Annotated in this window: 12 protein-coding genes and 1 other RNA gene; 9 read left to right on the forward strand and 4 right to left on the reverse strand. The window is 50.6% G+C overall.

Going from position 1 to position 13002, the window contains the following annotated elements:
- Positions 1-26: 26 nt before the first annotated feature.
- Positions 27-1250: a carboxylate--amine ligase gene (locus FEF15_RS13215; RefSeq protein WP_163559639.1), complete on the reverse strand. Its 1224-nt coding sequence runs from the start codon at positions 1248-1250 to the stop codon at positions 27-29.
- 230 nt (positions 1251-1480) lie between these two features.
- On the opposite strand from FEF15_RS13215, the gene ffs reads away from it, so the two are divergent.
- The 5 genes from ffs to FEF15_RS13240 all read left to right on the forward strand — a co-directional run bounded on the left by ffs (position 1481) and on the right by FEF15_RS13240 (position 5830).
- Positions 1481-1577, forward strand: an RNA gene (gene ffs, locus FEF15_RS13220) — signal recognition particle sRNA small type.
- A 70-nt stretch (positions 1578-1647) separates the two neighbouring features.
- Positions 1648-2877, forward strand: coding sequence for a site-specific integrase (locus FEF15_RS13225; protein ID WP_205598533.1), 1230 nt, complete (start codon positions 1648-1650; stop codon positions 2875-2877).
- A 36-nt stretch (positions 2878-2913) separates the two neighbouring features.
- Positions 2914-3282, forward strand: coding sequence for a zinc ribbon domain-containing protein (locus FEF15_RS13230; RefSeq protein WP_163559640.1), 369 nt, complete (start codon positions 2914-2916; stop codon positions 3280-3282).
- Positions 3283-3987: 705 nt separating this feature from the next.
- Positions 3988-5424: a hypothetical protein gene (locus tag FEF15_RS13235; RefSeq protein WP_163559641.1), complete on the forward strand. Its 1437-nt coding sequence runs from the start codon at positions 3988-3990 to the stop codon at positions 5422-5424.
- Positions 5425-5596: 172 nt separating this feature from the next.
- Positions 5597-5830, forward strand: coding sequence for a hypothetical protein (locus FEF15_RS13240; RefSeq protein ID WP_163559642.1), 234 nt, complete (start codon positions 5597-5599; stop codon positions 5828-5830).
- 266 nt (positions 5831-6096) lie between these two features.
- Here FEF15_RS13240 and FEF15_RS13245 read toward each other — a convergent pair whose 3' ends face one another.
- Entirely contained in the window at positions 6097-6711 is a 615-nt protein-coding gene (locus tag FEF15_RS13245; RefSeq protein ID WP_163559643.1) for a recombinase family protein, read from the reverse strand.
- Between the two features lie 250 nt (positions 6712-6961).
- Here FEF15_RS13245 and FEF15_RS13250 point away from each other — a divergent pair, with 250 nt between their 5' ends.
- The 4 genes from FEF15_RS13250 (at position 6962) to FEF15_RS13265 (ending at position 9725) form a co-directional block, all read left to right on the forward strand.
- The gene (locus tag FEF15_RS13250; protein WP_163559644.1) at positions 6962-7468 is read left to right on the forward strand and encodes a hypothetical protein; all 507 of its coding nucleotides are present in this window, start codon (positions 6962-6964) and stop codon (positions 7466-7468) included.
- A 22-nt stretch (positions 7469-7490) separates the two neighbouring features.
- Positions 7491-7856, forward strand: a complete 366-nt coding sequence (locus FEF15_RS13255) for a hypothetical protein (protein ID WP_163559645.1) — start codon at positions 7491-7493, stop codon at positions 7854-7856.
- A gap of 143 nt (positions 7857-7999) precedes the next feature.
- On the forward strand, positions 8000-9010 hold the full coding sequence (locus tag FEF15_RS13260; protein ID WP_163559646.1) for a restriction endonuclease: 1011 nt from the start codon (positions 8000-8002) through the stop codon (positions 9008-9010).
- Between the two features lie 409 nt (positions 9011-9419).
- Positions 9420-9725 carry a hypothetical protein gene (locus FEF15_RS13265; protein ID WP_163559647.1) on the forward strand — a complete coding sequence of 102 codons (306 nt, stop codon included), beginning with the start codon at positions 9420-9422 and terminating at the stop codon, positions 9723-9725.
- Between the two features lie 93 nt (positions 9726-9818).
- Here FEF15_RS13265 and FEF15_RS13270 read toward each other — a convergent pair whose 3' ends face one another.
- Together FEF15_RS13270 and rmuC are read right to left on the reverse strand one after the other, a co-directional pair.
- A complete protein-coding gene (locus FEF15_RS13270; RefSeq protein WP_163559648.1) occupies positions 9819-11102 on the reverse strand; it encodes an ArgE/DapE family deacylase in 1284 nt (427 codons plus the stop codon).
- A gap of 253 nt (positions 11103-11355) precedes the next feature.
- Positions 11356-12783, reverse strand: a complete 1428-nt coding sequence (rmuC, locus tag FEF15_RS13275) for a DNA recombination protein RmuC (protein WP_163559649.1) — start codon at positions 12781-12783, stop codon at positions 11356-11358.
- Positions 12784-13002 lie beyond the last annotated feature (219 nt).

Here is a 13002-nt window from a genome sequence, read left to right on the forward strand (position 1 = left end):
CTGTCATTACTGCCATGACGCCTTGATCAGACATAGAAATCAAGTTCTTCCAAATTCTTGAGGAGTTCCTTCATGCGTGCGGCCTCGTCGCCCTTGAAGTAGACCAGGCCCCAGTGGGTACCAAAGGCCGTACGCTTGGTCACGGTCTCCTCCACCGGCGGGGTCAACTCGTGGGACTCGAAGTAGGGGTCGTCCTCGACCTCCTCGGGGATCTCCAGGCGGCTGACCACCCGGCGGCGCGGGTAGACACCGAAGCAGCCAGCGTAACCGTCGGCATCGACCACTTCCTTGGGGAAAAACGCCTGGACTTCCTCGGGCTTGGTCTTGGGATCGAACACCAGCATGCTCGCCTGGTAGGCATTGAAACCGTAGACCCGCTCGAGCAGCTCGAAGACCTTGAAGCCCGGCGGGCGATACGCCACCTCGCCAAAGTACATCTCGCCGTCGCTGGTGACGAAGTACTCGGGGTGGATCAGCCCGAAGTCGATGTCGAAGGCCTTGATCAGCTTCTCGATCTGCGCAGTGATCTGCGGACGGTACTGTTCGAGTTCCGGCGAGGCCGGCACAAACACCGAGTAGCCCAGCGTCACGTACTCGGAGATGTTCAGGAAGGCGATCTTGCCGTTGTGGATCCACGCTTCCACGGCGAACTCCCAGCCGTCCAGGTGCGACTCCATCAGCACCGGGAACTCCTCGTCGGGGATGGTATCGACCTCGTCGGGCGTGCGGATCACCCGGTGGCCCAGGCAGCCGGCCTTGTCGAACGCCTTGAGGTGGATGGGGTCGTTGGGGTCGCCGTCGAGCTTGAGCAGGGTCTGGTTGACGCGCTTGAGGAAGCGGATGACGTCGGCGTGGTCGTGGGCCTCCTCGAAGATGCCCACGCGGATGCCGCCGAGCTGGGCGCGGCGTTTCATCAGCGCCTTGTCGCGCAGCAGCAGGGACTGGCCGTAGAGGCGCGGCTTGTCGAGGAGCAGCGAGTTGATGGCACCTGCCCACTCCACGGTCTCTTCGAAGAGGGGAATGGCGACGTCGACACCCTTCTCCTTGAGCGTTTCGGCGATTTCCATGGAGCGGTCGTTGAGGCGCTCGAAGTTCCACGGCACGTAGGGAATATCGTGGGTATCGCAGTACTCTTCGGCCCATTCGGGCGCCACCACCACGTAACGGCGGTCGAAGTTCTCGGCGGCCTCGACGGCACTCAGGCTCCAGCCCAGCAGGGCGATGTACCCCTTGTTCGGATCCTTCTTCATGATCTGCCTCCTCAGCGGTTAGGGGGTCGGTCGCTGTCTGGCGTGTCCTCTAACCATACACGACGATCCAACGCTTCACACAGCAGCGGCGCTGCGCTGTCGCGTCCGCGGCGCTTGCTGGCAGGGGGTGGCGCTGATATAGTACGCAGCTCTCGGCAAGTCATTGATGCAACGCCGAGATCGATGCTAAAGCTAGGGCTTGTCTGGCTGGCATCGCGCTGTGGTGGCCCCGTCGGTCCTCCCGCAACGCCAAACCGCGAACCCCGCCAGGCCCGGAAGGGAGCAACGGTAGCGGTGGCCGCGTGTGCCGGGATGTGGCTGTCGGGGCCGCCTCCTTTTCAGGTATATAATTGATTTTGAAGGCTTTTTCACCATTGGTTCCGTCAAGGCATCCAAAATGGTGATCCAAATGCCCTCTAACCCTCCCTACCTGATCCGATCCAGACACGGCATCTACTACTTTCGTCTGGTGATCCCTCCTTCGCAACGTTCCTCCATCGGCAAGATCGAATTTAGACGTTCCTTACGTACCCGTTCCAAGCGTGAAGCTGTCATGCGCTGTGCAGAAGCCCTGACAGAAGCTATGGGCATCCTTGCTGGGCAGGGTTCTGAAAAAGCCCCTGTCACACCTCTACAGGCCCCCAAACCTGTCATTTCTAGCGTCTTGGAAGCCTACAAACGCCAGCAAGCTCTAGAAGGTGTCTCGATCAAGACGATTGATGACAAAGAATTCATAATAAATCTACTTATTAGAGTCATTGGGAATATACAGGTTGAGGCTATCACCCTGGATCATGCCAAACGCTTTCGAGAGGTTGCCTTACAGCTCCCTCCAAGGTTGAACAGGATCAAAGGAGACAAGAGCCTTAACACGATCATCAAGGAAGCAACCACCAACATAACAATCACCACCTACAACAACTATATAAAATACCTCTCAAGCTTCTTTGCCTATGCTGTAAGGGAAGGGTATCTCGTCAACAATCCCTTCTATGGCATGAAGATCAAGGTAAAACAGAAGCAGAATAGCTTTAGAAGCACCTTCACGGGTGATGACCTAGCCAAAATATTTGAAGCGATACAGCATCAAAACAAGCCTTTTAAATACTGGCTTCCCTATCTTGGTCTATACACTGGTGCAAGGCTAAATGAGCTATGTCAGCTTTACACGAAAGATATAAAGTTTGTTGACGGGATTCCTTGTATTCATATCCAACAGACAATGATAGATCAATGCTTGAAAACTGAGAATTCAGAAAGGGTGATCCCTGTTCATAGTAAGCTCATTGAATTAGGATTCCTTGAGTATATAGATTTTTTAGGGGATTCCTCCAAGGTGTTCCCTGAGTTAACACGACATAAAAAACACGGGTATTCAGCACAGCCCTCTAAGTGGTTTGCTAGGTTAAGACAGTCAATAGGCTTGATGGGTGATGAAAAGAAAGATTTTTATAGCTTTCGCCATACGGTTGCTGACCATCTCAAGCAGAAAGGTATCAGTGAGAACCTTATAGGTGCTCTTCTTGGCCATACAACAGGAGGAATCACGAACAACAGATATGGAAAAGATTACAAGCCTAAGGTATTAGTCGATGTAGTAGAATCTATTGACAGTGATAGTCTGTGAATTTAATATTAGTGAATAACTTGCAAGGAGGAAGCTATGGCTATCACGGAATGTACAGAATGTGGAGGTCAGGTTAGCACTACAGCTAAAGCGTGTCCTCATTGTGGTGCTAAAGATTATAAATATGATTTTTCAATCAGCATCCTTAAAAGTTCAATGGTGTATGTTGCAGAACACTGGGGGAAGTACCTACCATGGCCAATAATACAATTTATAATGGTATTAATGATCGCTCTTTATTTTATTGGTTTCTTAAACCTTCCCTTTATAGTTGGCTATGGTGTTCTACTATCTGAACCCTATGTAGACGTACCTAATATATTACTTACATGGGCAAATTGGGTAGTGGATATTTATGTTGATATTTACTCTAAAATTTATGGGCTAATACAAAGCAAGTTTTAAAGGTTGGTAAAATATAGTTGAATGCACTAGACTGAAGGTGTAATTCACTAAATTAAGGATAAATTGTTTATGGGGATTATTTTAGGTAGTGTTGTATTTGCTGTAATTCTATACGGCTTGTATTGGAAAGGTGTTCTAGACAGATTCTGTATAGAGTTTAAAGAGAATATTTGAAAGACGTAAACTAAAGCAGAGAATCACTAAAGGGCTATCTTCTAAGGAGGGTAGTCCTTTCTTTTTGTGTTCACTCTAGAGGATTCTACAGCCCTTGTAAGACATTGCCGACAGGCAGTACCTACAAAGCCTTCACCAGTATCTAACAGAGCATCTATAAATTGTTCAAAACACCATACCTTATAGGGCGTATCCCCATTTTGAATAGACACTACATCTTGTAGGTATATGCAGATAAAATGCACTATATGTTGATAAATTACAGTTTTCTAGTGAATCACCAAAAAGGTTACATATCCCCTTTATAGGGTTTATATAAATGAGAATGATTATTAACTCTTGACAGTCAAGTGTTTCCCATGGTCTAATGGGAATGTAAGAAAGATTTTCAAAAGGCATCTACCGGGGCTCTTAAGAAGTTTTCCGGAAATTCCCTTTTGTATTAATCCTAAACCTTAAATTAATATCCTTACACTGTGTTCAACTAACACTGGTGGGGATTCCTATTGTAAAAAATTGAAGAGGAAAATAATGAAAATTGAATGCCTTAGTGTTATCCCTGGTTATGGTAAGTCTAGCAAGTGTATCATTGAACTTAATAACAGTTCTCCTAATGATTTCAATATGGTATTCGTGCCATTGCTTTCAGAGATCAAAGAACGTTATTTGAAAGAATGTCCTAACGCTAACCTTGTGGAGCCACTAGACGATAATAAGACTAAATTTGATTCTCTAAAAGAAGTCCTCAAAGAAGAGTGTAACGTTATTACTACTCACAAGATGTATGAGCGGATTGATGCAGAGGTTGTTGGTCTTATCAATAAGAAGTGTAGGTTCAAAGGTAAGAAGACACTGTATATTGATGAGACTATGGATGTAGTGTCGCCTTCAACCATTATAAATAATGATGATATGAAACTTTTTGAAGAGCTTGGATTGATTTCTATTAATGAAGATACTGGCAAGGTGTCAGCACTTAAAGAATTCCCTAGCAGGTACAAGAACACTTTTAACGTGATTGAAAATGGCTTAGTGTATTTTCTTGATGGTCGTTATGTAGTGTTTGAAATTGGTATTGATTTCCTACAGTGCTTTGATCGTGTTGTTATCCTAACGCATAGATTTAAGACTTCCATTATGTATCACTACATTAAAACAGAAGGAAGGGGTATTCATTTTCTTGATGTTGATAAGGGTCGTGTTAGGAAGCTGAAAGAAGATGCAAGGAAAAGGATTGTTATTGTAGACGATATCAACATTGATTCCAAGATGTCTCATTCTGGCTTTGATAGTGATCCCGAGATGATGAAGAGGGAACTTAACAGGGTTATTAAAGAAGCAATGGATAAGACAGGTGTTAGCCTTGAGGATACCCGTTATACCTTCTTCAAGAGCTTTGGTGGGATGGATGCTAAGGCGGTTAATCGTTGGGTTAAAACGCTTAAAATTGGGAAAGGGGAGCAAAACGAAGACGGTTCACCTAAAGCATTCCTTGCCCATTCTGCTAAGGCTACAAACGATCATTCTAATTGTAAGCTGATGGTCTGGTGCCTAGACAAGCATATCAATCCCGGTATCCCTCAGTATTTCAGCGAGAGAGGGCAGAAGATCAACCGTAGGGAGTGGTCACTATCCCAGCTTATCCAATGGGTATGGCGTTCTAATATCCGTGTTACTGAGGTTGAGAAGGAGGGTGGTGAACTAGTACCCAATGAGGAAACTGTTTACATTGTGATTCCCCATGCCAAATCTAGAAGGGAATTTATCAAGTGGCTGAACAGCGATGAAGAGGAAGACGCAGAAACTGTAGATTCATTGGCGAAGGCACAGAAGAACGGGAAGTGTAAGGAATGGCTTAATCGTAATCCTCAGTTTGCAGACTTTGAAGACGTAGAAGAGCTTTACCATCAATACGGTGCTGTACAAACCAAGAACATTCTTAAAGAGCGGATGAAGAAAGCAGCATAGCAACGAATCTCACCAACGATAAGCCCCGTGTTTCACCCGAATAGGGGCTTTATTAGTACGAAAAATATATTAAAAACTGTTTGAGGGCTTACCCTAGGCAAGCGGGTAGGTTACTCCTAATCGAAGAAAACAAGGTAAAAACCCTATAGAAAACCTTAAGGAGGTAAATCTAATGTCTAAGCAAGAGTGTCCTACCTGTAATCATATTGTTGATGAGGCTTACGAGCAGTACCGCAAAGAGTACAAGAAAAAATGGTATCAAAAGAATAAAACCAAGCAAAACTTTATTAAATGGATTCGTGACAACTATTATTTCGAGGAGGTACCCGATGTTTATGAATTATACAAAATGTATGGTGGAGCCAAGACAAAGCGGGTATTAATAAAACGCCTTTATTGTAGCTAGAAAATCAGGGTGCTGTAAACTTAGCTATTCTCATAGCGTTTAGTCTCTCTTGCAACCTATAAATCTGAAATTTCAACCGTGGGTCAACGATAATGAAGGCCGGTGTTGACTGTCAGTCAGGAACAAGAGCAAAGTTATATATTTTTTCTATTTTTTTGAGGTTTGTCGCATAGTAAGTTAGTGGTAAGGCTTTGATAACTCTAGCCTATGGGGTTGCATAGTCAAGTAGTAGTGTATGATACACTAGACGTTCCTCGCCATTGGCATCAAGAAATTGATGATTTCACTTTCTGAACAGTATACGTGCTAGCACCAGCATGCTCGGCTGTCTTCCTGACACTGAATCCTGCGCTGAGAAGCTCCTGAATGCGCCTATGCTTAGCGATATCAACAGGCCTACCCTTATATCGCCCCTCAGCCTTTGCCTTCTCTATTCCTTGCTGCTGGCGCTCTCGGCGCTGTTCATAGTCCTTCCTGGCAATCGCAGCCATCATGTCGAGCATCATAGAGTTGATTGCATCTAGCATCCTGGCTGTGAACTCGTCTGAATTATCAGCGCGCATTGCCTGATGACTGGTAGGAAGATCCACAGCGACGACACGCAATCCCTTTTGGTCGATTTCAGCACGAAGCCTCTTCCAGTCTTCTGCTGGTAGCCTTGAGAGACGGTCGATACTCTCCACCAAGAGGACGTCACCTTGTCGAGCATCCGAGAGCAGCCTACGAAGCTCTGTGCGGTGTGGATTAGCTCCGCTTGCATTCTCCATGTACTGACACGCTATTGTCTGCCCATAATCTTCTGTGAAGCTCTGAAGAGACTGCTTGGCTCGACTGGCATCTTGGTCAGTGGTGCTGGCGCGAAGGTAGGAGCGAATGAACATGGTCAGATTCTCTCTGTGCTGTTTTGACGTATTGGAATATAATTGTGGTGCTTTGGGTGGCGATTGTCAATTACCAACACGAAAAAAGCATGTGATCTGGTGTGCTGCTGGGGGTATGATCAAAACAGCATAGGTATAGACTCGGGTTTAACCCTGATATAGAACAATGTTGAAAAGGGAGGGTGAGTGAATTAGGAATCTCTGCTAAGATTATATTGCCGAATACTTCATTAATAACTAAGGTAACAATATGAACAAACCGCTAGTGGCTTTCCTCATAGGTTCTGCAATGCTCGTTCCTTCAACTGGTAGCGCTCAGTCTGATGATCTTGCAGATCTAAACCCCGATATAATCGCGGCAGTTAACTGTGCTGGTTCTCTTGCAGGTTTAGCTGTTACTAACTATTTTTCTGATATTTATAACGAAGAGAGGGCGAAGGATTTGATATATGGCGCAAATATTTATGCAATAGCAGTAATGTTTAATGAGGAGGATGGTGCTCATATGTCTAAGCATGCAGATTTCTATGAAGAAATCCAAGTAGATGCTATTGACTATGTAATAAATAGAACAAATAATGGAGATTATGCTTGGGAAGATCAATACGAAATAGATAAGTGCGTAGCAAGAATGGTCAAAGTGCTTTCCTCTCCGCTGCCTGAGCCTATGACCTCTGAAGAAGCACGAAAATCTTTTCGCCAACAATCTGATGCTCGATTTGGTTTGATGCAAGAAATTTTCAAAGCAATGGAATAACCGTTCTTTTTTTGGAGTGCCTATGTTTAAATCTTTTACTTTTTTGTTAGCTCTGTTGGTTCCCTTTTCCGCCTTTGCTATGGATTATTCTCATCCAATGGCACCAACCAATTATACTGAGTGCGTAAGTTATGCAACTGAAATTGTTAGGGTGGTGGAGTACCTTAAAGAGAATGAAGTTGATCCTAACGAAAGTATTACTATATTTGATGTAATCGTAGAAGAAGAAAAGGGTCAAGAGAAGGAAGCATTAGAGATGTTTGTTAACGATGCTAAGATTTGGTACAAGAGTTCACAGTATCATTACAAACCGAAACTGATTTATATGAAGGTGCTTGGTGAATGCGAAATAGAAATAATCGAGCAAAGAGTCAAGGATATTGAGTAAGTGCTCAAGTATTTGTGCAGAGGGCTCGGAAGGGTAGGGGAGTTTTTTGAGGTTGATCTAAATAGGATGGGATTAAAATAAGAGGCATCTTTATAAGGTTCTGCTATAATTGGGTTTATAACTCTAAATTGTTGGTGCTATCTATGAAAGACTGCCACATTGATCTTGAGTATATTAATTCTGTAGCCAGGGGGCTTAATAGGATCGAGTATGGTAATTTTGTTACTAACTATATCAATGCGCTTAAAGAAAATGACGCGCTAAAGTGGTTTTGTCTTGGGTTTGCCAAGCACCATAAAAACGAGAACTGCCAGGATTATTTTCTATCAATCGTTCGCTACGGCGCTATAAGCAACGGTACTATTGATGTACATATGATGAGGTTCTGGATTTCTGTTGCTGTGCAAAGTGAGTTGTCACAACGATTGGATAAAGACATAGATGTTCTTCTTGGGTATAAACCGTCTTCGATATGCGTCGATGAGTTTGGTGATAAAGTTGATAACGGATGGAGTAATGTAATTTCATCTTACGTTGACAATAAAGCTTGGGGATTTGTTTTGCGTTTTTTATTAAAAAATAAGGATTACATCAACAAGTCCTCTAAGTCTTTGGTTTTTCCAGGTACATCTTTTAAACTTGGATTTGCTCTTCACGACAGTACATATTATCTAGAATTGCATGACATTATTTCTTATAGAGTTCGCGAATATGAGGAAGAGTTAAAGAGTTCTCTTGAAGAAGAGGAGGACTTGTTGCTTGTGGAAAATAATAATTTTTCTGGTGATAGTGAAATGAATATGCTTGATGTAATGTCAGGTATCGAGTTTGAGCATTATTTAGCAGAAAGAATAAATAACGAAACCACTATGCACGCTGAAGTTACCAAAGGTTCCGGGGATCAAGGTGCTGATTTAATCATTAGAGGGAAGGGTCTTTCAGCAGTTATTCAGTCTAAACACTATTCTTCGAAGGTAGGCAACAAAGCTATTCAAGAAGCCTTCTCAGCACGTCAGTATTACGGCACTGGTTTAGCTATAGTCGTGGCTAATGCTGGTTACACTCGCTCTGCTTGGCAGCTTGCTGAAAAGACTGGTGTTCTTGCAATGACTGAAGACTCCATTCTTGATTTTATAAAAACGCTTTCAAAGTAGATGCTAAGTGAATGCAAGGGGATTGGACAAAATTCTGTCGGATAAAATATAGATATTTATAGGCATTGTCTATGAAGTTCCTCCTGGTGATCCGCTAGGGGGTACAAATCTTTATAATTTCAGCATAGAATCAGGGTGCTTTTGAGAATTTACTTAAGCACAGGTTGGTGAAAAACCTTCGCAAAATCAATCGCCAAGATACTCGGAAGCGTCTTCGGTAAGACCCTACGCAATATTTCGGGAGTATCTGTCGGGGCCGCCTCCTTTTCTGGTCTGTCATTGCCCAATGTGCCCAATGTCTCCGTCGTGCTTCCGGTTTTTCCCATCGCAAAGCATTAGACCTTTGTCTAATTCTTGGTGCGGTGCTATCATGCGCTGCAGCAAATCATGGCGAAAAGGGAAACGACGCATGGCCATTGACACCTCCACCACGGCGGGAATCCAGCGCAGCCTTCGCCAGTGCCTCTCCAACGTGGCGGCGCTGCTCTATCACCACGGCCACGTGCTGGAGACGGTGACCATCGCCCACCGCGGCCTCGACCGTTTCGCCCTTAGCCAGCTCCAGGCGGAAGCCAGCGAATGGGATACCTGCCAGCAGGTGCTCGAGCGCAGCGAGGCGGCCACCTACAACGACCAGGGGCGTTTCATCCTCACCCCCATGGGGCGCGAACTGCTCTTCGACATGTTCGGCGAAGGCGCCGCCGACTGCGCCTGACGGCGCCATCGCAGACACCACGCGAACGCGATGCAACCACCGCGGGGAGGCCAATGGCCTCCCCGCTTGCGTTGCGGGCGAGCCCGGCGTTCGTCATGCAGCACTCCCTTCGGATCCCGCCAGCCGCCCCCAGCGATGAAGGAACAGCGCGTAGGTGGTGAGCACGTGACGGATCGAGTCGATGGAGACGCACTCGTCCACGCCGTGAATGCGCTCGGCCACCGGGCCATAGCAGGTGCCGTTGATCTCGCCGCTGACGTGGAAGGCGCGCAGGTCGGTCGTGCAGGTCGAGAGGTAGTGTTCCGGCGGCTCGTCGAGCAGCGCCTCGTGGCACGCCGAGAGCAGGCGAATCCCCGGGGTGTCGAGGTCGACCAGGTGACCCTCGGAGCGAAAGCCGTGGAAGAAGAGGCGCGGCGGGGGGCCGGCGCCGCCGAGCTCGGCGTGGCGGCGCTCGACGGTCTGGCGCACCCGCACCATTACGCTGTCGGGCGGCATGCCCGGCGGAAAGCCGACGCGCCCCTCGACCACGGCGTGGGCGGGTACGCTGGACGGCCAGTTCCCCCCCTCGATCTTGCCGATGCTCAGGTTGAAGGGGTGCTCCAGGTCGGCGTAGGCGGCGGGCCGCGGGCCGGCGTTGATCTCCTCCTCCAGCGCCTTGAAGGCGGGCAGGTAGTCGAGCAGTGCCTCGATGGCATTGCTCCCGGCGCGGGTGTCGAGTACGTGGGCGGGCACGCCGTCCACTCGCAGGCGGAACCACAGCACGCCGACCTGGCCGCTGTAGATCCGCGCGCCGAAGGGTTCGGGAATGAGCGAGAAGTCGCCCGAGAAGCCCTGGTGCAGGCAGGCCAGCGCGCCGTTGCCGGTGCACTCCTCCTCGATCACCGTCTGCAGGGTGAGAGGGAAGTCGATCGCCTCGCCGGCCTCGCGCACTGCCTGCACGGCCATCACCATGGCGGCGATACCGGCCTTCATGTCGCCGGCGCCGCGGCCGTAGAGCCAGCCGTCCTTTTCCCAGGGCTCCCAGGGGAGGCGGGTCCACATGTCGGTGGGCTCGGCGGGCACCACGTCGAGGTGGCCGTTGAACACCAGGTGCGGGCCGCGAGCCTCCGGATTCAGCCGCGAGACCAGATTGTAGCGGCCGGTGCTGGGCCAGTTCACCGGGGCGCGATGCGGATGTTCCAGAAAGCCGGGGGCGTCCAGCGGCACGCGCTGCACGGGCAGGTTGAGCCTGCCCAGCCAGGCTTCCATGGTGTCCAGTGCATCCTGCTCCTGGTCCAGCACGCTGTAGCCGCGCACCAGGTCGCGGGTCAGCGTCAGGGTATCGTCCATCAGGGCATTGCAGCGTGCGACGATTCGTTGTTCGGTCGCGCTCAGCATCAGAACCTCTCCATCGGCATGTCTTCGATGTGCCGTGCCGCTGCAGTGGCGGTGCGCCGCTTTGATGCACCGGCCGCTTTCAGCGACCTCCCTTGCTCCATAGACCGTGCAGAATGGCATCCATTCTAGCCATATCGGCGCAAGGGCCTCAGTGGGGATGCAGTTTTCGCGCCAGCTGGCAGTCCGCCCGGGATTTCCGAGACAGCTGTTCGAGGGGCGCTTCGGCGAGCAGGAAGCGGTGCAGTAAGCGCTTTCAGTCTCCGTCGCGAGTGGTCTCCCGCTCACGACGGGCCTCGAGCTCGAGCTCGGCACGCTCCACCAGCTCGCCGGGCAGCTCCTTCTTGACGGCCACGCCGAGTTCCTTGAACTCGGCGGTCTGCTTGATCAGGTTGCCGCGGCCGCTGACCAGACGGTTCATGGCCTCGTCGTAGCTCTCTCGGGCGCCGTCGAGCTTCTTGCCCACCTCCTGCAGGCTCTCCACGAAGAGGCGCAGCTTGTTGTAGAAGCGCTCGGCGCGGTTGGCGAGTTCGGCGCTGTGGCGGCTCTGGTCCTCGAAGCGCCATAGCTGGCGCACGATATTGAGGCTGGTCAGCAGGGTGGTGGGGGTGGCGACCAGTACGTTGCTCTCGATGGCGCGCTGGTAGAGGGTCTCGTCGTATTTCAGCGCCTCGACGTAGGCCGACTCCACGGGAATGAACATCACCACCACCTCGGGCGAGTTGAGGCCCGGCAGGGCGTAGTAGTGCTTGTCGGCCAGTTCGGTGATGCGCTCGCTCATGGCCCGGGCGTGTTCGGCCAGCGCCTGGTGGCGCGCGGCGTCGTCCTCGGCGTTGACGTAGCGCACGTAGGCGGCCAGCGAGGTCTTGGCATCGATCACCAGGTGCTTGCCCTGGGGCAGGTAGACGAGGGCGTCGGGCCGGCGGCGCCCCTGGTCGGTCGTGAAGCTCGCCTCGCGCTGGTAGTCCTTGCCGGGGCGCAGGCCCGAGCCTTCCAGCACGTTCTCGAGCATCAGTTCGCCCCAGTTGCCCTGGACCTTCTTCTGGCCCTGCAGCGCCTCGGTGAGCCGGCTCGCCTGGTCGGTGATCTCGCGGTTGAGCGATTGCAGATGCTTGAGCTCGGTGCGCAGGCTGGCGCGCTGCTCGGTATCGGCGCGGTGCAGGGACTCGACCTGCTGGCGAAAGCCCTTGACTTCGTTGTGCAGCGGCTGCAGCAGCCCGGTGAGGTGCTGCTGCGACTGTTCGGAGAACGCCTTGCCCTTGCGCTCGAGGATCTCGTTGGCGAGGTTCTCGAACTCCTGCCTGAGCTGATCGCGACTCTCGCGCAGCAGCTTGAGCTGCTCGGCGAAGTGCTGCTGCTTCTGGTCGAGCGTGGTCGCGAGTTCGGCGTGGCGCCGCTCCAGGTGGGAGAGCTCCGTCGCCACGCCTTCGCGGGCCGCCTTCTCTTCCTGCCACCACTGGTGGTAACGGTCGCGGGCCTCGCCGGCGGCATCCCGATGCGCCTGGGCGGCCGACAGCGCCTCGCGCGTCTCGGCCAGCCGGGCCTGCAGAGCCGCGACCTCGTCGGCGTGGCGTGCGCGCTCGGTGCGTCGAGCCCGCGCACCGAGCAGGGCGACCAGGCCGGCGCCGAGGAGCAGGGCCAGGCCGGTGGCAAGGGTGGCCAGCAGCGTGGGCGAGAGGGTCATGGGTGTCTCCGAAGGGGCGCGAACGGTGGAAGGGGTACTGTACAGGGAAGGCTATGTTGGTATCTGCTGTTGGCGTGTTCCAAAGGTACTGTATAAACTACTGTATATCCAGTTTGCCTCTGGTGCACGCCATGAAACAAGCAGACCTCGAAGCCCTCGAGCGAACACTGGCTAGCCTTCCTGTCGATCTCAAGAAATACCTCGCAGATCAGCTTGTTG

Source organism: Halomonas sp. NO4, assembly GCF_010994375.1.
Classification (GTDB): domain Bacteria; phylum Pseudomonadota; class Gammaproteobacteria; order Pseudomonadales; family Halomonadaceae; genus Halomonas.